This window comes from Acidobacteriota bacterium (genome assembly GCA_040754075.1).
Taxonomy (GTDB): Bacteria; Acidobacteriota; Blastocatellia; order UBA7656; family UBA7656; genus JBFMDH01.
This window is the reverse complement of sequence record JBFMDH010000021.1, coordinates 103,762-125,900: the sequence shown is the minus strand read 5'-3', so window position 1 is coordinate 125,900 and position 22,139 is coordinate 103,762. Positions and strand designations below refer to the sequence as shown.

Below are 22,139 nucleotides of genomic sequence, written 5' to 3'. Positions count from 1 at the left end.
TGGTGGTCAATTGGTGTATCATAGATGGCATCAGGGATGTCCTCCGTAATTGAATTTGGCAAAATGATTTTATCAACTACGGTTCAAAACATCCCTTTCAACTTTTTCAACTCAATACTCAGGTTTAGTTAAGGAGGTTAGTGTGCCAATCAGTGAGCGACTGTTAAACATTCTCGTCTGCCCGCTTTGTAAAGTGAAAGTTGAACTCCAGGGCGATGAAAGCGGTTTGAAATGCCCCGAATGCAAGCGGGTCTATCCGATAAAAGATGGCATCCCGGTGATGCTGGTTGATGAAGCGACCATAGAGGACGCGGCTTGAATGAGGTTGCAAACGAAGTAATCAAGCCTGACTGGTCGCGCATCGAAAAGGTTTTGCTGGTGCGACTCCGGTCAATCGGCGATACGGTCTTAATGACGCCTTGCCTCGCCGCTTTGAAAGCCTTTCGACCGGAAATCAACATCGCTGTAGTTTCCGAACCGCTCGCCGCGCCGCTGCTTGACCGGCATCCTCTGGTTGATCAGTTGTTCGTCACTGAATCAAAATTTTCGTCACGCGCTCAACTCATCCGCCGTTTGCGCCGTGAACATTTCGACATCGCGTTCAATATGCACGGTGGTTCAACGGCAAATTTTTTGACGCGACTATCCGGGGCGACGATTACCGTAGGTTACGCGGGACAACGTTATTCGTCTTTATTAAATTTCATTGCGCCCGCGCCCGATGTCATCCTCGGTCGCAGCACGATTCATAGCGTCGAACAACAACTGGCGTTGTTAAATTACGCGGGGGTGCCTTTGCCGGATAATCCGCAGTTGAATTTATCTGTTGATGAAACTGCCAAACGAAACGTGCTCGAAAGGCTCGCCGGATTAAAACTTTTACAAGATGGAAATTTGGCTAGCCCGCTTGCCATTGTTTCACCGGCTGCGGCGTTTTCATCGAAACAGTGGGCGGAAGAAAAATTCGCCGAGGTTGCGAAATATATTTTCGACAATTGGCAGATGCCGAGTCTCTTGATTGCCGCAAGCCACGAACAGGCGGTTGTTGAAAAGGTCGCTTCGCTTGCCGATTGCCCGACATCTATTTTCACGGACTTGAACTTGAAAGAGTTGATGGCATTGATTAGTCTCTCAAGTTTGTTTGTCGGTAATGACAGCGGACCCATGCATATTGCCGCGACTTTCAAACGCCCGCTGGTTGCGATATTCGGTTCATCAAACGCGACGGTGTGGCGACCGTGGACGGATGCGCCTTGTGCGGTAGTCAGGGGTCGGCAGTCGGTAGCCGGTAATACAGACGAAAGAATTGAAAACAGCATTAAAAATATCGCGGTTGACGAAGTGATTGACGCGGTTGACGCCGTGATGCGTCGCGCAAATTAACGAAAGTTGTAAACCAAACGAATGAGCCAGTCGCAAGCAACAATTGAACAGCATCGCGCCGAATCCATAACCGGAATGTTCGATGGCAAACGCATCATCGTGCTCGGCGATTTGATGTTGGATGAATTTATTTTCGGGCGGGTGCGGCGCATTTCTCCCGAAGCGCCCGTCCCGGTGGTTGAAGTCGAACGCCAGACGCTGGCGCTTGGCGGCGCGGGAAATGTCGTAAATAACCTGGTGGCGCTTGGCGCTGCGCCTTTGCCTGTTGGCATCATCGGCGATGATGCGGATGCCGAACGATTGCGCCAGGCGTTTACCAGAATCGGCGTCAAAGTCGATGGCTTGGTTGCCGATAGCAACCGCCCGACGACTTTAAAAACCCGCATCATCGCGCACAATCAACAGGTGGTTCGCGCTGACCGTGAAAGCAAAGCAAGGGTGTCAACTGAACTCGAAGAGCAAATCATTCACACCTTCATTCACCAACTCGATGATGCCGATGCGGTGGTGGTTTCCGATTACAGCAAAGGGTTGCTTACGGCGCGCGTTCTCGAACAGACGCTTGCGGCGGCGCGTGGGCGCGGGCTTACGGTCTGCTTAGACCCGAAGCTCAGAGATTTTGCGAGCTATCAGCCGGTTACGGTCATCACGCCCAATCATCAGGAAGCCAGCGAAGCTGCAAGAATCACTATCGAAGATGAAGCCAGTTTGCTCGAAGCCGGAAAACGCATTCTCGAAACCGTCAAGTGTCGCGCTGCGCTCATCACTCGCGGCGAAGAAGGCATGTCGTTGTTTACGGATGACGAAAGGCTTACGCACATTCCCACAGTGGCGCGTGAAGTGTACGATGTGACGGGCGCAGGCGATACGGTGATTGCAACCCTCACGCTTGCGCTTGCCAGCGGCGCGTCGTTTGTTGAAGCGGCGGTGCTTGCCAATCACGCGGCGGGCGTTGTCGTCGGTAAACTCGGCACCGCAACTGTCACCCGCAAAGAATTGCTGGCGACGATTTAGTTGCATTGAAAATGGATTCGATTGGATGATAGAGAGGCACTAGCTCTCAAAGCAGCATCAACGCTTTGGTCGAGTAAGCAGAGAAACAGATTTCAGGTTCAAAAATCTCTACAACAAATTAACCACGGAGTAATCAATTAAAATGAGTTCGGAATTATTAAATAAAATCAATGAAAAACGCGCGGTTGTCGGCGTTATCGGTTTGGGTTATGTCGGTTTGCCACTGGCTGTTGAACTGGCGCATGCCGGACATACGGTCATCGGCTTTGATGTTGATGATCGCCGCACCAATGTCATCAATGAAGGCATCTCTTACATTCCCGACGTGCCGACCGAAGCCGTCAAAACCCTGGTTGAAAAAGGCAATCTGTCGGCAACCACTGACTTTTCCAAATTGCGCAAAACCGATGCCGTGGTGATTTGTGTGCCGACGCCGCTTCGCAAAACCAAAGAGCCGGATATTTCTTATATACTCGCCGCCGCCGAACAGGTGTGCGCGCACATTCAATCGCCGCAATTGATTATTCTCGAATCGACAACCTATCCCGGCACCACAGACGAAGTGTTATTGCCGATGCTCGAAGAGACCAGCTTGAAACTCGATGAAGATTTCTTTCTCGCCTTTTCACCGGAGCGCGTCGATCCCGGCAATCCGCAATTTCAAACCCACAACATTCCGAAAGTGGTCGGCGGCGTGTCGCACGCTTCGATGGATATGGCGGCGGCGCTCTATCAAACCATCGTTGAACGGGTGCATAAAGTTTCCAGCGCGAGAGTTGCCGAAACCGCCAAGCTTTTGGAAAACACCTTTCGTTCGGTAAACATTGCGATGGTCAACGAAATCGCCCAACTCTGCTATCACCTGGGGATTGATTCGTGGGAAGTCATTCAAGCCGCAGCCACCAAACCCTTCGGCTTTATGGCGTTTTATCCGGGTCCTGGAATAGGGGGCCACTGCATCCCGCTCGACCCGCATTATCTTTCATGGAAAGCGCGGTTGCATGGTTTTGAAGCGCGCTTCATCGGGCTTGCCGAAGAGGTCAATTCTTATATGCCGCGTTATGTCGTAAGACTCATTCAGGACGGCTTGAATGAGCAGGGAAAACCCTTGAAAGGCTCGAAAGTCTTGATGCTCGGGGTTGCCTATAAAAAAGATATTGATGATGTGCGCGAATCGCCGGCGCTCGCCATCGCCGAACAGCTTTTGGATAAAGGGGCGCAACTCAGCTACCACGACCCGCACATTGCCAAAATGGATTTGGATGGCAAAGGTTCCTTAGAGAGTGTCGAACTGACGGACGAGATGTTGAAAGAATGCGATGCTGTAATCATCGTCACCGACCATTCGACGATTGATTACGCAAAAGTCGTGACCCTCGCGCCGCTCATCGTCGATACACGCAACGCCACACGCAACCTCAATCTCTCCGAACACGAAGCGAAAATCATTCGCTTATAAAACGCATCTCCAACAGGCGCGGGTTTTTTATCAGTTCAAAACTCGCGCCTTGGTTTTTTGATTGGGCTTTCCCAAATCTCCCGCTTTCTTCTGCGTCTGGCAAAGTTTATAATTTGGCTTCCTTAAAAAAATTTCGGTGTTGATTAATGCAAAGGAAATTAATTTGGTCGTTCTTTTTTCTGTCATTCACTTTTTTAATTGTTTCTTGTAATAATAAAAAGCCTTCTCCCGAACCGAACAAGAATAGTTCCTCACCCAGTCGTTGGATCGCAGGTCAAAGCCTCAGCCCTTATGATTTGCTGGCAATCGATTTCGTTGATGAAAAAACCGGCTGGGCAGTGGGTGACATCAGCCCGCAAGGCGGACCGCTGCTGCGCACCACAGACGGCGGCAACAGTTGGCAGGTGATTTATAAAACCACAGAGGTCTTTGCCGCCATTCAATTCGTAAGCCCAACTCGCGGGTGGATGGTTGGGTTTGCCGGACGCATTGAACGCACGGACGATGGCGGCTTGACCTGGAAAACCCAGCGCTTTGAACGCGAAGGCGAGGTTTTGAATTCGCTCTGTTTCGTTGATGTGGAACAAGGGTTTGCCGCCGGGGGGCGGGGGTTGGTTTTACGCACCACGGATGGTGGAAATCGTTGGGAATCTGTAGCCACCAGCCGCGTCGAAGATTTGTGGACGATTCGCTTTGCTTCTCCCGAACGCGGATTCATCGTTGGTGAAGATGGCTTGATCTTGGCGACCAGTGACGCGGGCAAAAGCTGGACTCAGCAAGTCTCGAATACTACAAAAGCTTTGTTGGGACTAGCGGTCACGGGCGATGGTTTGGCAGTTGCGGTTGGCGCAGACGGCACGATTCTAGTGAATGAAAACGGCACGAATTGGACGTCGGTCAATTCCGGCACTGGCGAACTGCTTAACGCGGTTGCCGCATCCGACAAGAATAATTTTTGGGCAGTAGGCGCGCGCGGCACAACGGTGCATTCAACCGATGGCGGCAAAAGCTGGAGGGTTGAGCCGCCGGTTTCAGCGAAAAATTTATTGGCAATCGAATTGATAAATGCGACAACGGGTTTTGCGGTCGGCAGACGCGGCGCGCTTCAAAAGCTTGAATAGGCAGTAATCAACAATTTTGTTCACAGAAATTCAAACTTTATCCGAATCCATCAGACTGAATAAAACAGGGAGAAATTTATGGCAGTACGCTTGATGAAAACAATGTTCATGCTGACGCTTGCGGCATGGGCAGTTTTAAACGGCTGGCATTCCACAGAGGCGCATCACGCCGTGGTGCGGTTCAATCTTGAAGATATGGAAGCCACCGCCGACAGAATTTTTCTCGGTCGCTGTGTGAACGTCGAAGCGACTGAAGCATTCATCGCCCAGGGCATGATGTCTGTGACTCATTACACCTTTGAAGTCGAAGCGGCTTATAAAGGCAAACTGCATCGCCGGTACACCTTTACGCAACTTGGACACCCGGCGCGCGCGGCGTTCAAAGAAACCGGTCTGACCATGCATGGGCAGACGATTAAACCCGGTGAATTTATTCACGGCATGAGTTCGTATGAGGTTGGTGACCGCATGTTGCTTTTTTTAACGCCCAATTATATGAATGGCAAATTGACCTATCCGGTCGGGCTGTATCAGGGGGCGTTCTTGATTTCCGAGATGCCTTCGGGGAGTGTGTTGGCGCGTAACAGCATCAATAATGCCGGTCTATTTGATGCACCCTATGGCTGGAGCATTAAAAAAGAAACCGATGCGAAAATTATTTTTCCAAGTCTTGATGAACCGTTGCAAAATGTCAGCCCGGAAGCGCAAACCTTAATCAATAAACGCGGGGCGCTGCCGTTAAATGCGATGCTCAAGGTTGTCGACCGCATCACCGCAACGCACGGCAGAGAGCGAGGTTCAATCATTCAGGGAGCAAACATTCAATGAAACATTCAAGCTTTAAATTTCATTTGAAAAGATTATTTTGCAACTCGCGGGTACTCTTGTCGCTTTCGATAATTGCGATGCTGGCAGCGTTGATGACGGCAAACGCTTTGGCGGGAGGATCTCTGGTGGTTGGCGCCAACGGGCAACCGTTATTGTGGGCGCGCGCGACTGTGCAGGGCGGGCAGCTCAACACCCAAACCGTCGATGCCGAGGGGCGCGTGTTGTATCGCGTCGATTCGGGAACGCTTGGCAGCTTATCGAATGAAAAAGCCGTGGCGCTGGTTGACCGGATTTTCAATGAGTATTCAGCGATTCCCACCTCAACCCTGAGATTCGTCAATGCCGGGGCGATTCGCAATCCCAACACCGGGGTAGTGATGGATGTCAACGGCTCGAATATCGGATTGGTTTACAACAGCACCGGCGGGTCGTTTCAAAATCCGATAGTGTTTGACAGCGATGGTGGGATCACCGGCGGCGGCGGGGTGCTCGGCTTTTTCGATTTCATTCGCGTCGATACGGAAAGCAACACGCTTAGAGAAGGCATCGTGGTACTCAACGGCGCGGCAATCAGTCGGGTTGGCGAAATTCCTTTTCTCGGTGTCTTCACACATGAATTCGGACATTTCGCGGGACCCTTAGACCACGCGCAAATCAATGGCGATATTGCCGCCAATGGCGTCAATTCGGTGCAGCCTGCCGATTACACGCGGGCGCAGGCTTTCGATTTGTTCGTGCCGTTTACCGAAACGCTCTACCCGTTTCTATTTTCGGCAACCACGAGAGCGCCCGGTTCTGTGCTTGCCGCGAGTGGGTTTGCGAGTTCGGGATTTTTTGTTGCATCGCTTGATTTCGATACCACGACCGCTTTATCAAATCTCTATCCCACGCCTGAATATCTGGCTTCGACCGGCTCGATTGAAGGGCGCGTGTTGATTAAAGCCGGTGACGCCGAAATCCCCGTCACCGGCATCAATGTCGTAGCGCGACGCATTAGCAGAGGCGCGTATCCGCCTGCCGTTGACACCACCGCCTTCACAGGATTTCCGACAGCGGCGGTTCCGCTTGATGGCGATAGCGTGCCGATGAGTCCGCCGGCGCAGGACAGCACCGATAGTCTCGCGACTGCTGCAAGCGCAGTAACAGGATTACAGTTTGGCAGCGGGCGTTACAAAATCAGCGGGCTTGCCGATGGCGAGTACATGGTTTTGTTGCAACGCCTCAATGACAGCGCCGTCGGCGGGTCAGGCATCGGGCCGCTTGGCAATCAAATTCCCATTCCGGTTTCCGAAGAGTATTACAACGGCGTGAATAACACCTCGAATTCGGTGTCGGTATTTACGCCGGTCACAGTGCGCGCCGGCAACACCACATCGGGAATCGATTTGTTGATTAACGGGCTGAATCTCGGCAATTTCACATCAATTGGTGAGACCGAACCGAATAATAAAATCCGTCAGGCACCGGTAGTCAATCCGCCACTTGAAATTGTCGGGAGGGTCGCGGGGAATGATGCGAGCAATTTCAGGATTACCAATCTGCCGGGAGCGACAGTTGACCCGATTGAGGATTTTTATAAATTCACAGTCACCGCATCGAAACTGTATTTCATCATTCTCGAACCCGTAGACAACGCGGGCGGCGACCTCGATATGTACCTGTTTAACGCCGCCACCGTGGGCAAGAAAAAAGCTTCGGTTACGGATTCAAGCGTAGTGATGGGCAAAAGCAACGGGCCAACGGCGAATGAATTTTTAGCGATTACGCTTGCGCCGGGAACTTACACCATTGGCATCAGCGCGTTTGAAAACAGCAGCCTCGGTTATAAATTGCGGGTCATCGCTGCACAGTAATGAAAATCGGTTAGTGATTTAAAAGTTGTTGTCGAGATTTTTTGAGAAGTATTAAAGAAGCCTTTCTGTGCAGTGCGTTGTCAGGTCAAGCTTTGGCTTGCCTCAACCGCGCACTGCCTCAGATTGGTTGCGCGTGTTAGACCGAAACGACTCTCATCGTTTTTGGATTTGAAGCGTTTATGATTTTTCAATCGCAAACGCTTCGCCGCTTTATATGGCAATGCCTGTGCCACTTGCTGAGCCGCAAAACCTGCTTGAGAATTCAATAACTTAGCCGATTGACTTGCAGATTTTGCTGCAACATTCAGCCTGCACCTGTCGGCGCTTTATTGCGTCGGTTGCCAATGTCTGAAATCGAGCGACCTGCCAATAACTCAATCCCTGGTCAGTGAAAGGTAAAATTTATTTTAGGGTTTGACGGATGAAAACGGATGAAGCGGATATGAAATGAATCCGCTCAATCCGCATTTTCCGTGCAATCCGAGGATAAATATTTACTTTCAGGAATCGCCCAATGATGATATGCGGCAACGCAATTTTTACCAACGACCGAGCCAACCGGCGATTAACCGAAATTTAATCACTCGCGCTATTGCCAAGACGGATTTGAGCAGATAGCTTTCTTTTGAACATGGGAATAAGCGAAACGTCTTCAGGGATTTCGTTAGAGGATTGGATTATAGAATTCTCATTATTACCGCAAAACAACAAGCCATCTTTGAAAGGGGAAGAGCGTGAGCACATCAACTATTGAAAATCTCAGCATCAATACCATTCGCACTTTATCAATGGACGCCGTTCAACAAGCCAATTCCGGGCATCCGGGAACACCGATGGCGATGGCTCCGGTCGCCTATGCGATTTATCAGAAATTTTTGCGATACGACCCCGACGCGCCGTTGTGGGCTAACCGCGACCGCTTCGTGCTGTCTATCGGACATGCGTCGATGTTGCTCTATTCGATGTTGTATTTGACAGGGGTTAAACAACTGGACAGCGAAGGCAAACCGACAGGCGAACTCGCCGTCACGCTTGATGAAATCAAACGCTTCCGTCAACTCCATAGCCGCACGCCCGGGCATCCCGAATCACATTTGACTTCGGGAGTTGAAACGACCACGGGACCTTTGGGACAGGGCGTTGCCAATAGCGTTGGCATGGCGATTGCCGAACGTTGGAAAGCCAGTTATTTCAACCGTCCGGGTTTTGATCTGGTTGATTACGATGTCTATTCGATTACCGGCGACGGTTGCATGATGGAAGGCGTCGCCAGCGAAGCCGCGTCGCTTGCAGGACATTTGAAACTCTCGAACCTCTGCTGGATTTATGATAGCAACCGCATCACTATCGAAGGCAAAACCGACCTCGCTTTTACCGAAGATGTCGGCGGCAGGTTTCTGGCTTATGGTTGGAATGTTTTGCAGGTTGAAGATGCCAACGACCTCGATGCGTTAGAGGATGCGCTCAAGAAATTCAAAGCTGAAAAAGAGCGTCCGACCATGATTATCGTCAAAAGCCACATCGCCTGGGGCGCGCCTAACAAGCAAGACACCCACGGGGCGCACGGCGAGCCACTCGGCGCAGATGAAATCGCTTTAACCAAGAAATTTTATAGCTGGGCAGGCGAAGAAAATTTTTATGTGCCCGATGGCGTGTGTGACCATTTTGCCGAAGGTTTCGGAAAACGCGGCGCCGAGTTGCACCAATCTTGGGACGCGATGTTTGCCGAGTATCAGAAAGCCTACCCGGAACTCGCCGGGCAATTTTTAAAAATGGAAGCCCGCGATTTGCCTGATGGTTGGGATAAGGATTTACCGACCTTTGCGGCAGATGCCAAAGGGCTGGCGCTTCGCGACGCTTCCGGCAAAGTGTTGAATGCGATTGCCCCGCAGGTGCCCTGGGTGATTGGCGGTTCGGCTGACCTTGCGCCTTCGACCAAAACCAGATTGACCTTTGAAGGGGCAGGCGATTTTCAGGCGGGAAGTTATGGCGGGCGCAATTTTCATTTCGGGGTTCGCGAACACGCGATGGCTTCGATTATTAACGGCATGGCGCTTTCCAAAGTGCGAGCTTACGGCTCCGGCTTTTTGATTTTCAGCGATTATGCGCGCCCTGCATTGCGTTTGAGCGCCTTGATGGAAATTCCGACCATTCATGTCTTCACCCATGATTCGGTTGGCGTCGGCGAAGACGGGCCTACGCATCAACCGATTGAACAACTGGCATCGTTGCGCGCGATTCCTAACTTCATCACCATCCGACCGGGTGATGCCAACGAAGTTGTCGAAGCCTGGCGCGTGATGATGCAACTCACGCATAACCCGGTGGCGCTGGTGGTCACGCGGCAAGCGGTGCCGACTTTGGATAGAACGAAATACGCGGCGGCAGCGGGACTCGCTAAGGGCGCGTATGTTTTAGCCGATGCCGAAGACGGCAAACCCGAAGTGATTTTAATGGCGACGGGAAGCGAGGTGCCGCTATGCGTTGAGGCTTACGAACAATTGAAAACCGAAGGCATCAAAGCCCGCGTAGTCAGCATGCCGTCATTTGAACTGTTTGAGAAGCAACCTCAGGAATATAAAGAGAGCGTCTTGCCGTCGGATGTCACAGCGCGAGTCTCCGTAGAACTTGGCGTCGCGCAGGGGTGGGATCGCTACACCGGTTTGAAAGGCGCGAACGTCAGCATGAAAACCTTCGGCGCATCTGCACCCTTCAAAGACCTGTTGAAATTTTTCGGCTTTACGGTTGAAAAAGTCGTCGAAGCCGCCAAACAACAGTTGGGAAAATAATTTAATTTTGTTAATGAGCGAATACTTGAGGGTTTCAAGTACGGAATGCTAAACCGGAATGCAGAAGCCTGGTACACTCCATATTGTGATGAAGCCTTGTTTATGGGTATTCTCGCCTTATTGAATGTGCCAAGGTCTTGATTTCTGGTTTAGCGGCTCAGCCGCAATCGCGAGAGATAGCTTTGATAATCGAAACTTTATCTGTTGAAAGATATGAAGAGTTCATTAGATCGCGACCTGTTGTCGTCATTCACTTTTGGGCAGAATGGAATCGGATTGATGATCAAATGAAGGAAAGGTTAGGGCAAATTCAACTTGATGACGTGAATCTTTTCAGAATAGGCTCAGTTGATATTGACCGGGAAGAGTTTTGGTCTATTGCAAGGCAACTCAAGATAAGGGGACTGCCAGCACTGGCTTATTATAGGAACGGCGAATTTGTGGAACTGACTCAATCGCTTTATCCAAAAGAACAAATTGAAGAAAAGCTGAAGGAATATTTAAAGGAGATTCAAATAATGGACACTGAGGTTTCAAATCAAACCTGTTCACTTCCTGATGAATTGAAATCGGCATTCGATGCGGCGATTCAGGATTGGAGCGCCAATGCGAAAGTCAAAAAACTGTGGGCGAAAGATGCCACGCTTTGGACAAACAGTGATGAAAGCAATTGGCTCGGTTGGCTCGACATCGTTGACGCACAACTCAATGCAATCGACCATCTCACCAACATCGCTGATGAAATCAAACGCGAAGGCTTTGCTTACGCGCTCCTGCTTGGCATGGGCGGGTCGAGCCTTGCGCCCGAAGTGATGAATTTGACCTTCGGCAAACAATCCGGCTTTCCCGAATTTCAGGTTCTCGATTCCACCGACCCGCAACAGATTAAAACCTTTGAAAACCAAGTTGACCTCTCAGATTGCCTCTGCATCGTCTCAAGCAAATCCGGCAGCACGCTTGAACCCAATATCTTCAAGCAATATTTCTTTGAACGTTTGAAAGCAACCGTCGGCGCAGATAAAGCAGGTTCGCGCTTTATCGCTATCACCGACCCGAATTCCAAAATGCAGAAGGTTGCCGAAGCCGATAATTTCCGTCACATCTTTTTCGGCGTGCCGAGCATCGGCGGTCGCTATTCTGCGCTTTCGGATTTCGGATTGGTTCCTTCGGCAGTGATGGGCGTTGATGTTAAACGATTTTTAGCGAGCGTCAAACGCATGGTCGAAGCCTGCAAGAATGATGATGCAAGCTTAAATCCCGGCGTCGCGCTTGGTTTGGTACTTGGCACAGCAGCGCGGCAGGGACGCGATAAATTGACGATTGTCACTTCGCCGGGCATCGCGGATTTAGGCGCGTGGCTCGAACAACTCATCGCCGAATCCACCGGCAAAGAAGGTTACGGTATCATCCCGATTGACCGCGAAGCGCTGGGTGCGCCCGAAGTTTACGGCAATGACCGCGTGTTCGCTTATTTGCGATTGGCAGGTGCGGCAGACGCGGCGCAGGACGCAGCGGTCGCGGCGTTAGAGAAAGCCGGGCAGCCGGTGGTGCGCATTGCGGTGGGTGATGTTTACGATTTGGGGCAGGAGTATTTTCGTTGGGAAATCGCTACGGCGGTTGCCGGCGCGGTGATTGGCATCAATCCCTTCAATCAACCCGATGTCGAAGCGAGCAAAATCGTCACCAAAGAATTGACCACGGCGTATGAACAAACCGGCAGCCTGCCTGCGGAATCACCGATTCTCGAAGAGCAGGGAATCAAACTCTTCACCGATGAGAAAAATGCCGCGCGCCTTGCTGAAGCGGCAGGCGATGAGCAAACCCTGCTTGGGTATTTGCGCGCCCATCTGAATTCGATTCACGCGGGCGATTACGCGGCGTTTCTCGCTTATGTGGAAATGAACGAAACGCATGAAGCCTTGATTCAATCGGCGCGTCATGCGGTGCGTGATAAAAAGCGAGTTGCAACCTGCCTCGGATTCGGACCGCGCTTTTTGCATTCCACAGGGCAGGCTTACAAAGGCGGACCCAACAGCGGCGTGTTTTTGCAAATCACCGCCGATGACTCTGTGGAACTCGCGGTGCCCGAACAAACTTACACGTTCGGCATTGTCAAAGCGGCACAGGCGCGCGGCGATTTTCAAGTCTTAGCTGACCGCCAGCGTCGCGCCTTGCGCGTACATCTTGGCGCGGATGTGAAAGCCGGATTAGAAAAACTCAACACGTTAATTCAACAAGCCTTGAGATAAGCATATTTTTTAACACGAAGAACAAAAATCATGATAATGCGAACGAAAAGCGATTTACCCGAAGAGCTTGAAAACCACAGGATTGAGATTAGGACTGATCTTAAACTTCAAGACGAGATTGCTGACCTCTGGCGGTATCAAACGAATCATTTTTGAAAAAGTCTTCGTGTTCTTTGTGTTCTTGGTGTTCAAATTTTTACTCAATAAGGAGCAACAGGTATGCAACTTGGTATGGTCGGACTTGGCAGGATGGGCGCAAATATGGTGCGCCGTTTGATGCGCGGCGGTCACGAATGCGTAGTCACGGATTTGAACCCCGACGCCGTAAAACAAATGGAAGGCGAAGGCGCGACAGGTTCCGTTTCGCTTGATGATTTCGTTGGGAAACTCACGAAACCGCGCGTCGCCTGGGTGATGGTTCCCGCAGGTGCGCCCACGGAAAATACTGTGAAAGCTTTGGCTGAGAGAATGGAAGCGGGCGACATCATCATTGACGGCGGCAACTCTTATTTCAAAGACGATGCGCGTCGCGCCAAAGAACTTCTGCCGAAAGGCATTCACTATGTCGATGTCGGCACGAGCGGCGGCGTCTGGGGATTGGAGCGCGGTTACTGCATGATGATTGGTGGCCCGAAAGAAGTGATTGAACATCTCGACCCGATTTTTAAAACCCTTGCGCCCGGCATCGGTGAGATAGAAAAAACGCCGCAACGCGAAGGGCTGCAAAGCACTGCCGAAGATGGGTATCTTTATTGTGGCAAAGCGGGCGCAGGTCATTTCGTCAAGATGGTGCATAACGGCATCGAATACGGCTTGATGCAGGCATATGCCGAGGGCTTCGATATTTTCAAAAATGCCAACTCGGAAGCTTTGCCAGAAGAGATTCGCTATGATTTGAACCTCGCGGATATTGCCGAACTCTGGCGACGGGGAAGCGTTGTCAGTTCGTGGTTGCTGGATTTGACCGCGATGGCTTTGGCGGAAAATCCGACGCTCGCAAATTACACGGGTTTTGTGCAGGATTCCGGTGAAGGGCGTTGGACGATTCAAGCGGCGATTGAAGAAGCGGTTCCCGCAGATGTGTTGACCGCGGCGTTATTCGTGCGTTTTCGTTCGCGTCAAGAGCACACCTTTGCCGAAAAAGTTTTATCGGCAATGCGCCAGAAATTCGGCGGTCATGTGGAAAAGAAGTGAAACGGTTTTTCTCTTTTTCAAACATAAGGGAAAATTGTGCAGTACAATTTCGAGTGGACTCCAATTAAAGCGAAAGCGAATGCGCGTAAGCATAAAGTTAGCTTTGAGCGGGCTGCCGAAGTGTTTTTAGACCCGCTTGCCTTATCTATCTTTGATGACGCTCATAGCGAGAAAGAAGATAGATGGATAACCTTAGGCAAGGATAAATCTGACCTGCTGTTGGTGGTCATTCACACATTTAATGAGGCGGAAAAAGATCAATCAATTATCCGAATAATTTCGGCGCGAAAAGCTAACAGAAATGAAAGAAAGCAATACGAAGGTGAATCGCTATGAAAAAAGAATATGATTTTTCCAAAGGTGAACGCGGTAAATTCTATCGCCCGAATGTGAAACTTAATTTGCCAATCTATCTAGACCCTGATGTTGCTGAGTTTATTCAAAAGTATGCAAAAAAGAATAAGCTTGACGCACAAATTTTAGTCAATAAATTGTTGCGAGGCAGTAAAGACATTGTGCAATCAATCTTGTAGCTATTATCGGCAATGCGCCAGAAATTCGGCGGACAGGTTGAAAAGAAGTGACCAATAGCAGGTGGTAAACTTGCCGGGTAGAATGCCTCCTGAAGTTTTATGCAAAGGAGTTGTTTATGCAAAATGTCACTTTGGATAAGGTGGTTCAAGAAATGAAGACTTTGCCTTCCGAAGATTTGCAACAATTGCGTATCGTGTTGGATGAGTTGTTATCCGAGGAAGAGAAGCGCAAGCGGTTCGAGCAAGCTATGCTACAAGCCGGACTTTTCAGTGAAATCAGAAAGCCCAAAAGAGATATCGAAGCATTCAAAAAATACAAACCCGTGAGAGTGAAAGGTAAACCGGTTTCCGAAACCTTGATTGAGGAGCGCCGGTAAATGCCTGATTATTTTTTCGACAGCAGCGCAGTTGTGAAACGCTACCTTAACGAAACAGGAACAGCTTGGGTTGCGAACCCCTTCAATCCGGCTACAGGTAATCAAATCTATATTGCCCGCATTGCCGGCGTGGAAGTGGTTGCCGCAATAGCCAGGCGCAGAGCCGGAAAAAGCGTTCCTCTCAAGGATGCCGCAAATGCAATTGCTGAATTTAAGCGTGAATTCAATAGTGAATACCTGATTGTTGAAATGACCCCCAATTTGATTGATAAAGCGATGAATTTGACAGACACCTATCATCTGCGAAGCTATGATGCAACCCATCTTGCGGCAGCGATTGGAACCAACAATTTATTGCGGGCTTCAAATTTACTGCCGTTGACTTTGGTTTCTGCTGACCTTGAACTCAATAGAGCGGCGATTGCCGAAGGGCTTACGGTTGAAGACCCTAATGCCCATCCCTGAACTTATTGAATAGGAGAATTTAAATGGCATCAGACCTGGTGAATGCAATGAGTGGCAACAGCCATTCGGATGATCGAAGCGACCCTTGCATTATGGTGATTTTCGGCGCTTCGGGCGATTTGACCAAACGCAAATTAATCCCGGCGCTTTACAATCTGGCAAAAGCCGGACTGCTGTCGCGGCAGTTTGCCGTCATCGGCATTGCCCGTTCCGAGATGAGCGATGAGCAGTTTCGCGAAAAAATTTCTCAGGATATGAAAGAGTTTGCCACCAGCGAAATCGAACCCGATTTATGGGACTGGGTGCAACGCCGTCTGCATTACATTCCCGGCGAATTTGGCGATGACAACCTCTATCAAAGGCTCAAAGGGCGATTGGAAGAAGTCAATCAGGAACACGGCACGCACAGCAACTATTTTTATTATCTGGCGACCGCGCCAAGCTTTTTCGGTGAAGTGGCACGCCGACTGAACACCGCAGGATTGGCACACGAAGAACCGGGCAAAGGGTGGCGACGGGTGATTGTCGAAAAACCGTTCGGGCGCGACTTTGATTCGGCGCACGCGCTCAATCTGGAACTCAAAGAAGTTTTCAACGAAAAACAGATTTATCGCATCGACCATTATCTGGGCAAAGAGACGGTGCAGAATATTTTGGTTTTTCGCTTCGGCAACGGCATCTTTGAACCCATCTGGAATCGCCGCTACATCGACCATGTGCAAATCACCGCATCGGAAGCCGTCGGCGTCGAAGGTCGCGGCGGCTATTATGAAACCTCCGGCGCTTTGCGGGACATGGTTCCCAATCACCTTTTCCAACTGGTGACGCTGACGGCAATGGAGCCGCCCATCTCATTTGAAGCCGATGCGGTGCGCGATGAACAGGCAAAAATTTTACATGCCATTCAACCGATGACCGATGAAGAGGTGATACGTCGCACGGTGCGCGGTCAATATGGCGATGGCTTGGTGAAAGGCGAACGCGCCGTGTCCTATCGCGCCGAAACCAATGTCGCGCCCAATTCCAACACCGAAACCTTTGTGGCGATGAAATTGTTGATTGATAACTGGCGCTGGGCGGATGTGCCATTTTATTTGAGAACCGGCAAACATCTGCCCAAACGTGTCACCGAGATTGCCATTCAATTCAAACGCGCGCCCTTCGTGTTATTCCGCGACACCCCGGTCGATAAACTGGTGACCAATCGTCTGGTCATTCACATTCAACCCGATGAAGGCATCTCGCTGCATTTCGGCGCGAAGGTTCCCGGACCCGTCGTCAAACTGGGCGATGTCGATATGGATTTCAATTATGTCGATTATTTCGGCAAGACCACGAGTACAGGTTACGAGCGGTTGCTTTACGATTGTATGACCGGTGACGCAACGCTTTTCCAACGCGCCGATATGGTTGAGGCGGCGTGGCGCGTGGTCAGCCCGATTATCGATCTCTGGAGCGCGCTTCCGGCGCGCAATTTCCCGAATTATGCATCAGGCACCTGGGGACCAAAAGAGGCGGATGATTTGCTGGAACGCGAAGGTCGGCGCTGGCGCAAAGATGAAGAGGATTTTGCCGGGTAACCACTGCGGAACCGACGGCATAAAAACGGAACCCGTGGAAACTCAATGAAATTTCCCTATGTTCGCTCTCTATTCCGTCTGTTTCGTGGTTCTCTTTTTTCGCCTTGAGGTTGGAATAAAAATCCTGCGTAGTGGATTTACTGAGTGAGCAATTTAAGCGAAAGGAAACAATCTCAGCATGTCTAAAACACAGAATATTATCAGTTGGGTTTTGCAAATTATCGTTGCGGTTATTTTATTTCAAACCCTGTTTTTCAAATTCACCGGCGCTGATGAATCGAAATATATTTTTATGACACTTGGACTTGAACCCTGGGGGCGCATCGGTTCAGGCATTGTTGAACTCATCGCGGTTATTCTATTACTGATTCCGCGCACCGTTCCTTACGGTGCAATCCTCGCGCTTGGCACCATCACCGGAGCGATCTTCAGCCATCTGACCAAACTCGGAATCGTCGTCAAAGATGATGGCGGGGTGTTGTTTATTCTGGCGTGTGCGGTTTTTGTCGCGAGTTTAGTGATTTTGATTTTACACCGGCGGGAACTTCCTGTGGTCGGTCAAGTTTTCGGTTAAAAGGAAATCGTTCATCCAAACTCTGTTTCCTCTCCTTGGCGTGATGGGTAAGATAACTACCGGTCACGCTTTATTTTTTGAGAGGAATGCATGATTGAAAAATTTCTTTGTCGCGTTCTGTGCGGTTTATTTTTTATACTCGCTCTCTCACCGTCATTTACTTCTGACGGTTTGGCGATTGCCCAACCTGGCCAAGCCGATAAAGCGGCGACCCTGGCGGCAATTAATCGTACACGCGCCATCGTTGAGGAATTGATTCACACCACTTACCCGGAACTTGCAAAAACCGATATTCAAATTCAAAGCTTCACCGATAATGCCGATTATTTCCGCACCCTGTTCAATTTCAAGCGATGGCTGTTTGGCTTGAAGATGCGCTATTACATCAAAGTCAATCCGCAAGTTTTTGAACGCGGCGCTCCCGCAGCCGGTATCCGGGCGATTCTCAGTCATGAACTCGGACACGTTTATGATTTTCAGACTAAAAATCGTTTGCGGCTTTTCGGGTTGATGCGCTTGGCGGGAAAAAATTATACGGCGCGATTTGAGCGGCGCACGGATTTGCAAGCGATTTCGCGGGGGTGTGGTGAAGGGTTGAAACTCTATCGCGAATGGCTATACCGGAACGTGCCTGCTAAAAAATTAGCAGAGAAACAACGCAACTATTTTTCGCCCGCAGAGATTGAGGCGATTCAAACAAAATTAAAAGCCCAACCGGAACGATTAACCTATTGGTTAAAACGGGTTCCGCGAAGTTTGCGGGAAATCGAGGATACGCAGTGAATTAATCCGAGTTTCCAGCGCGTTCGCGATATGCGCGCACCAGCCGAATCAATTCACCTAAACTGGAAGGCTGCGCGGCGCGGCGGCGATTTTGTGCGCCGATTTCAAACGCAATGCGCCATTGCTCGAACAATACGCGATAAGCCGCAAAGACGCTGTTTTTCGGGTCGTAGATATGTGTGGCTTCCGAGGTCACGCCGTTCAATTCAATCACTTTGAAATTTTCGCCGCGTTGGAATTCCTCAAGTGAGCTGGCGCGAATATCGTAGCGCCCGAAATAAAAGCCGGTAAATTTTTTGCTGATGCGGTCGATACGTTCTTCGAGCGCATCGGTTTTGTGTTCGATGCCATCGAGAAAAATTGCGCCGCGCGAATGCGTCCCGAGTTCGATGAGTTGCCGGGGTTCACCGGCGCTTAAAACTTCTTCAAGATGGTCGCCCTGTTTATCGAGATAAAATTTCGCCATACAGACGGCGCGTTCATCTGCAAGAATCAAATGTTCAAGCGTGCGTTTGCCATCGCCCGTAACCACCGGGAAATGCTTTTCGGTGATGGAAAAAATTTTGCCCCGCGCTTCATCGGGAAAGCGATAATAAAAGACCCCGAATTCAAGCCCCGCGACATATTCCTGAATAATCATATCGCTTGCGGCAGCGGTTAAATAATCGCGCAATGCTTCATCGCTTCGCACTACCGCGACCCCGCTGCCGCGTTGCCCCTGGTCGGGTTTAAGCACCACAGGAAAGTCGAGCGCCAGTTCGCGCATAAACATTTTTGCCTGCGCGAATCGTTCATCAATATTGAGCGTCGCTTTGATTAATTGATGGCGCGCAATAAAATCTTCGGCGTTTGACAGACCTCGTAAAATTTCGGCTTTCGATTCACCGACGAAACCGCCTGTCGGGATCGCGGGATTTGAGGCGGTGAACAAAGTTGCGCTGCGATATTTGACCATCAGATAAATAACATAAGCGACCACCGGCGGATAAAATGCCCACATCTTCCAGAATTCCCACCGTCTTTTTCTGCGCCACCAACCAATGAACATTCGCCGTCCACGATAGGTAGTCATCCGCACCATGAATCTAAGGGCAATCAATAAAATCAACCCGATGCCTAAAATTTTTAGAAACGAAGTTTGATTGGAAATCAGAAAAGCTTTCAATACTTCTGCGCCGACGACTGCCGATAGACCAATGAGGAGCGGCGACCACACAACGCCCGCAAGTAAAAAGTAGAAACAGAACCACCAGAAATTGGTGTGCAAAAGTCCCGCGGCAAAGTAGGTCGGCAGCCTCGCGCCGGGAACGAAACGACTGGTCGCAATGACCGCCAAACCGTTACGATTGAACCAGCGCGAACTGCGCTCAACATCTTTTGATTTGATGAACCACTTGAGCGGCACACGCGCAAGCGACGGGCGACCTAAGAATCTACCGGCTAAAAATAACAACACATCACCGATGAAAATACCGATAAAACAGGCAATGGCTGCGGCAAGAAAACTCAGGCGTCCCTGCGCCACCATCAGTCCGGCGCTGATGCAGGTCAGGTCTTCGCTGACGAGGGTTGCCGCTGCCAGTAGGAGTATCACCACCAGTAAGGTGATGCCGTGGGCTTTCGGCAGGGTTGCCGGATTGAAGGCTTCGGCGGCTTCGGCAAGGCGCGTGGCGTCGGCGCGGTCGCGAGTCAAAGCTTTGCCCGCTTCGACGTGATTTAAAAAAGGCAGAATGAACTGTGCGAGCATCGCGCCTTCGGTAAACACCGTGAAGTGATTTTCAGTTGGTAAAAAATGGGCTTCGCTTTGCGGCACTAAACGGAAATGCTCACGCGCTGCTTCAATTGGAACCAGCACATCTTTTTCACCATGCAAAATCAACATCGGTGATTCGTAATGCAATAAAAATTCGCGCAACGGTCGCTGGTCGGTGTCATAAAAATTTCGCGCATAAGCGACACCGAGTATCGCATCATCCAGATAACCGAAATGCGGCGTGGCTTCGCGCAGAAGCCACAGCCCCGCGAGTTGCATGGCGTGAACCGCATGATTGAGATGGTAATCGCCGAGCAGTTCCATCTCCTGCACTCCGATAGCTGAAAGCATAGTGATTGACCGCACACGTTCAGGGGCGATGTCCGCCAGGTTCAACACTACGCCGCCGCTCATGCTGAAGGCGATGAGGTGAGCTTGTCGAATATTCAATTTATCCATCAAGGCGAGCACATAACGGGCGTGCGCGCGAATTGAATAGTCGGGAACTTGATGCGTGGATTCACCGAAGCCCGGCAAATCCGGGCGAATGACGCGGAAACTCCGGGCAAGTTCAGGCGCAAGCGAGTGGAAATCTTTGGAATCGCCGGGGCTGCCATGCAAAAGAATGACGACCGGGCGCGAAGCTTTTTGTGAAGAGGCGTCCGAATGGATTGATGCGGTGTCGGAAGGATTAATTGAACTGTCGTTAGTGAATTCGCGATAGGCAAGGCGAATGGTTTGATTGGTTGTCAGATCGCCGTCAACGGCTTGCACCTCGACGGCGCGCATCTCTGCGGAGAGCGGCTTTTCGGTTTGAAAAGTTCTCACCCCAAACGAGAGCACAAGCAAACCCAGATAACCGGCGACAAAATATCTTTTTCGCACCTTTAAGCGGTTCTCCATCGTTTGAGTGTCGAAGTCGCAACCCCGAACTCATTGCCCACTTCGACGCCCTGCAATCTTAGCATCATGGCAATTAAGGCGAAGTGGTGAACCGTGTGGCTCAGTAAAAATTGCATCTCGCGCAAAACCGTTGAATGGCTCCATAAATTTGCATCAACCGAAACATCTTCCAACCGAACCATTATTTTTGAAGCTTCATCGATTTGGAGGGCAGTGAGTTGTTCAATCAGCCCATCAATTTTGGCAATGGCAACCGAGCGGTTGCGTTCAATCAACTCATCGCGTTCCCGCGTGTCGTAATCAATGCGGCGGTTTTCCACGCCATTTAAAAAAGCTGTGAAAAAATCCAGGCAATGGCGAACGTGGCTGCCGATGCCGTAATTGAAAACCGGCGGCATCGTACACCAATAAATTTCATCATCGATTCGTTTGAGCAATTGATTTGCTTGGGTAAGCAAGACGATTGCTTCTTCGGTTAATGGGTTGTGGCTAAAGTTATCTGACATTCTTCCTCTGTCGTCACAACGGGAGTGAATTGCTCAATGATAGCGGCGCGTAATCTTTGCGCCAGAATTTTACGATCATCTGCACTAAAGGTTTGCTCACCGAAAACCACTTTCGCATCAATCCTGCGCAAGCGAAATAGGGCAATGGCGTGCGAAGCAAATTCCATATCGCCCCACCAGCAAACGGACAGGTGGGCGGGCGGTTCATCGGGCGGCGTTTGATATGAGATGCTGGCATAGCTTACCGGCAGTCCGGTTTTTACCGCAGGCTCAAGCAGCGACGGTTTAAACGGCAACACCGTGTCGCCTTTTGAACTGGTGCCTTCGGGGAAAACCACGACGCCTTGCCGCTTCTGCCAGGCATTTTCAATCAACTCGATGACGCGCGGAATATCCTGTTTGCGCGTGCGGTCGATGAAAATAATCCCCATGCTACGGGCTAAAAAGCCTATGCCGGGCCAATCTTTAACATCGCTTTTGGATACGAAAACGCAATCAAGTTGTGAAGCGAAAACAATGATGTCGGTGTAACTCAAATGATTGGATACCAGAAAAAATGGCGCGCGAGGTGGCGTGCCTTCGATGGTGAGTCGCAGTCCGGCAAATCGCGCAAGGGTCTTTCCCCAGGTGCGAAATATCCAGTTGCGCCAACTGTAGCGCAGGTTTTTGAAGGCAAACACCAGTGGCAAGCCCGTAAGCCAGAGCAGGTAAAGCCCCAGGGTGCTTGCACCGATGGTGAGCAATCGAAATGTAAGACGCAATGGTTTTTTCATTA

Annotated in this window: 20 protein-coding genes and 1 pseudogene; 18 read left to right on the top strand and 3 right to left on the bottom strand. The window is 50.4% G+C overall.

Annotated elements, in window-relative coordinates:
* Positions 1 to 142: 142 nt before the first annotated feature.
* From AB1757_20845 to AB1757_20760, 18 genes and pseudogenes are all read left to right on the top strand, one after another.
* The gene (locus AB1757_20845) at positions 143 to 319 is read left to right on the top strand and encodes a Trm112 family protein (GenBank protein MEW6129501.1); all 177 of its coding nucleotides are present in this window, start codon (positions 143 to 145) and stop codon (positions 317 to 319) included.
* Entirely contained in the window at positions 316 to 1,383 is a 1,068-nt protein-coding gene (locus AB1757_20840) for a glycosyltransferase family 9 protein (GenBank protein MEW6129500.1), read from the top strand. Before AB1757_20845 ends, AB1757_20840 begins: the two co-directional genes overlap by 4 nt.
* A 21-nt stretch (positions 1,384 to 1,404) precedes the next feature.
* The gene (gene rfaE1, locus AB1757_20835; protein MEW6129499.1) at positions 1,405 to 2,397 is read left to right on the top strand and encodes a D-glycero-beta-D-manno-heptose-7-phosphate kinase; all 993 of its coding nucleotides are present in this window, start codon (positions 1,405 to 1,407) and stop codon (positions 2,395 to 2,397) included.
* A 142-nt stretch (positions 2,398 to 2,539) separates the two neighbouring features.
* Positions 2,540 to 3,856 (top strand): nucleotide sugar dehydrogenase, encoded by a 1,317-nt coding sequence (locus tag AB1757_20830; GenBank protein ID MEW6129498.1) that lies wholly within the window; start codon positions 2,540 to 2,542, stop codon positions 3,854 to 3,856.
* Between the two features lie 146 nt (positions 3,857 to 4,002).
* Complete coding sequence (locus AB1757_20825) at positions 4,003 to 4,977, top strand: YCF48-related protein (GenBank protein MEW6129497.1); 975 nt, start codon at positions 4,003 to 4,005, stop codon at positions 4,975 to 4,977.
* 78 nt (positions 4,978 to 5,055) lie between these two features.
* Complete coding sequence (locus tag AB1757_20820) at positions 5,056 to 5,805, top strand: hypothetical protein (GenBank protein ID MEW6129496.1); 750 nt, start codon at positions 5,056 to 5,058, stop codon at positions 5,803 to 5,805.
* A complete protein-coding gene (locus AB1757_20815) occupies positions 5,802 to 7,658 on the top strand; it encodes a pre-peptidase C-terminal domain-containing protein (GenBank protein ID MEW6129495.1) in 1,857 nt (618 codons plus the stop codon). Before AB1757_20820 ends, AB1757_20815 begins: the two co-directional genes overlap by 4 nt.
* Before the next feature lie 734 nt (positions 7,659 to 8,392).
* Complete coding sequence (gene tkt, locus AB1757_20810; GenBank protein ID MEW6129494.1) at positions 8,393 to 10,447, top strand: transketolase; 2,055 nt, start codon at positions 8,393 to 8,395, stop codon at positions 10,445 to 10,447.
* 137 nt (positions 10,448 to 10,584) lie between these two features.
* Positions 10,585 to 10,929: pseudogene (locus tag AB1757_20805) on the top strand (thioredoxin family protein).
* Positions 10,924 to 12,696 carry a bifunctional transaldolase/phosoglucose isomerase gene (locus tag AB1757_20800; protein MEW6129493.1) on the top strand — a complete coding sequence of 591 codons (1,773 nt, stop codon included), beginning with the start codon at positions 10,924 to 10,926 and terminating at the stop codon, positions 12,694 to 12,696. Before AB1757_20805 ends, AB1757_20800 begins: the two are co-directional and overlap by 6 nt.
* Before the next feature lie 219 nt (positions 12,697 to 12,915).
* On the top strand, positions 12,916 to 13,890 hold the full coding sequence (gnd, locus tag AB1757_20795) for a phosphogluconate dehydrogenase (NAD(+)-dependent, decarboxylating) (GenBank protein MEW6129492.1): 975 nt from the start codon (positions 12,916 to 12,918) through the stop codon (positions 13,888 to 13,890).
* 36 nt (positions 13,891 to 13,926) lie between these two features.
* On the top strand, positions 13,927 to 14,226 hold the full coding sequence (locus AB1757_20790) for a BrnT family toxin (GenBank protein MEW6129491.1): 300 nt from the start codon (positions 13,927 to 13,929) through the stop codon (positions 14,224 to 14,226).
* Entirely contained in the window at positions 14,223 to 14,423 is a 201-nt protein-coding gene (locus AB1757_20785) for a hypothetical protein (GenBank protein ID MEW6129490.1), read from the top strand. The genes AB1757_20790 and AB1757_20785 overlap by 4 nt, the downstream gene beginning before the upstream one ends.
* A 116-nt stretch (positions 14,424 to 14,539) precedes the next feature.
* On the top strand, positions 14,540 to 14,800 hold the full coding sequence (locus tag AB1757_20780; protein MEW6129489.1) for a hypothetical protein: 261 nt from the start codon (positions 14,540 to 14,542) through the stop codon (positions 14,798 to 14,800).
* On the top strand, positions 14,801 to 15,265 hold the full coding sequence (locus tag AB1757_20775) for a type II toxin-antitoxin system VapC family toxin (GenBank protein ID MEW6129488.1): 465 nt from the start codon (positions 14,801 to 14,803) through the stop codon (positions 15,263 to 15,265). It begins immediately after the preceding gene.
* A 23-nt stretch (positions 15,266 to 15,288) separates the two neighbouring features.
* Positions 15,289 to 16,845, top strand: a complete 1,557-nt coding sequence (zwf, locus tag AB1757_20770) for a glucose-6-phosphate dehydrogenase (protein MEW6129487.1) — start codon at positions 15,289 to 15,291, stop codon at positions 16,843 to 16,845.
* Positions 16,846 to 17,023: 178 nt separating this feature from the next.
* Positions 17,024 to 17,419, top strand: coding sequence for a DoxX family protein (locus AB1757_20765; protein ID MEW6129486.1), 396 nt, complete (start codon positions 17,024 to 17,026; stop codon positions 17,417 to 17,419).
* 90 nt (positions 17,420 to 17,509) lie between these two features.
* Entirely contained in the window at positions 17,510 to 18,202 is a 693-nt protein-coding gene (locus AB1757_20760) for a hypothetical protein (GenBank protein MEW6129485.1), read from the top strand.
* Between the two features lies 1 nt (position 18,203).
* Here the strand turns inward: AB1757_20760 and AB1757_20755 are convergent, their stop codons facing one another.
* From AB1757_20755 to AB1757_20745, 3 genes are read right to left on the bottom strand one after another with little or no spacing between them, the layout of a single operon-like run.
* Complete coding sequence (locus tag AB1757_20755; protein MEW6129484.1) at positions 18,204 to 20,840, bottom strand: alpha/beta fold hydrolase; 2,637 nt, start codon at positions 20,838 to 20,840, stop codon at positions 18,204 to 18,206.
* A gap of 2 nt (positions 20,841 to 20,842) precedes the next feature.
* Entirely contained in the window at positions 20,843 to 21,364 is a 522-nt protein-coding gene (locus AB1757_20750; protein MEW6129483.1) for a DinB family protein, read from the bottom strand.
* Positions 21,334 to 22,137 carry a lysophospholipid acyltransferase family protein gene (locus AB1757_20745; protein ID MEW6129482.1) on the bottom strand — a complete coding sequence of 268 codons (804 nt, stop codon included), beginning with the start codon at positions 22,135 to 22,137 and terminating at the stop codon, positions 21,334 to 21,336. Before AB1757_20745 ends, AB1757_20750 begins: the two co-directional genes overlap by 31 nt.
* Positions 22,138 to 22,139 lie beyond the last annotated feature (2 nt).

Coding starts and splice junctions, on each gene's coding strand:
- rfaE1 (MEW6129499.1), top strand. CDS start 1,405: ATGAGCCAGTCGCAAGCAACAATTGAACAGCATCGCGCCGAATCCATA.
- AB1757_20780 (MEW6129489.1), top strand. CDS start 14,540: ATGCAAAATGTCACTTTGGATAAGGTGGTTCAAGAAATGAAGACTTTG.
- AB1757_20745 (MEW6129482.1), bottom strand. CDS start 22,137: ATGAAAAAACCATTGCGTCTTACATTTCGATTGCTCACCATCGGTGCA.
- AB1757_20775 (MEW6129488.1), top strand. CDS start 14,801: ATGCCTGATTATTTTTTCGACAGCAGCGCAGTTGTGAAACGCTACCTT.
- zwf (MEW6129487.1), top strand. CDS start 15,289: ATGGCATCAGACCTGGTGAATGCAATGAGTGGCAACAGCCATTCGGAT.
- AB1757_20825 (MEW6129497.1), top strand. CDS start 4,003: ATGCAAAGGAAATTAATTTGGTCGTTCTTTTTTCTGTCATTCACTTTT.
- AB1757_20820 (MEW6129496.1), top strand. CDS start 5,056: ATGGCAGTACGCTTGATGAAAACAATGTTCATGCTGACGCTTGCGGCA.
- AB1757_20815 (MEW6129495.1), top strand. CDS start 5,802: ATGAAACATTCAAGCTTTAAATTTCATTTGAAAAGATTATTTTGCAAC.
- gnd (MEW6129492.1), top strand. CDS start 12,916: ATGCAACTTGGTATGGTCGGACTTGGCAGGATGGGCGCAAATATGGTG.
- AB1757_20765 (MEW6129486.1), top strand. CDS start 17,024: ATGTCTAAAACACAGAATATTATCAGTTGGGTTTTGCAAATTATCGTT.
- AB1757_20785 (MEW6129490.1), top strand. CDS start 14,223: ATGAAAAAAGAATATGATTTTTCCAAAGGTGAACGCGGTAAATTCTAT.
- AB1757_20830 (MEW6129498.1), top strand. CDS start 2,540: ATGAGTTCGGAATTATTAAATAAAATCAATGAAAAACGCGCGGTTGTC.
- AB1757_20760 (MEW6129485.1), top strand. CDS start 17,510: ATGATTGAAAAATTTCTTTGTCGCGTTCTGTGCGGTTTATTTTTTATA.
- AB1757_20750 (MEW6129483.1), bottom strand. CDS start 21,364: ATGTCAGATAACTTTAGCCACAACCCATTAACCGAAGAAGCAATCGTC.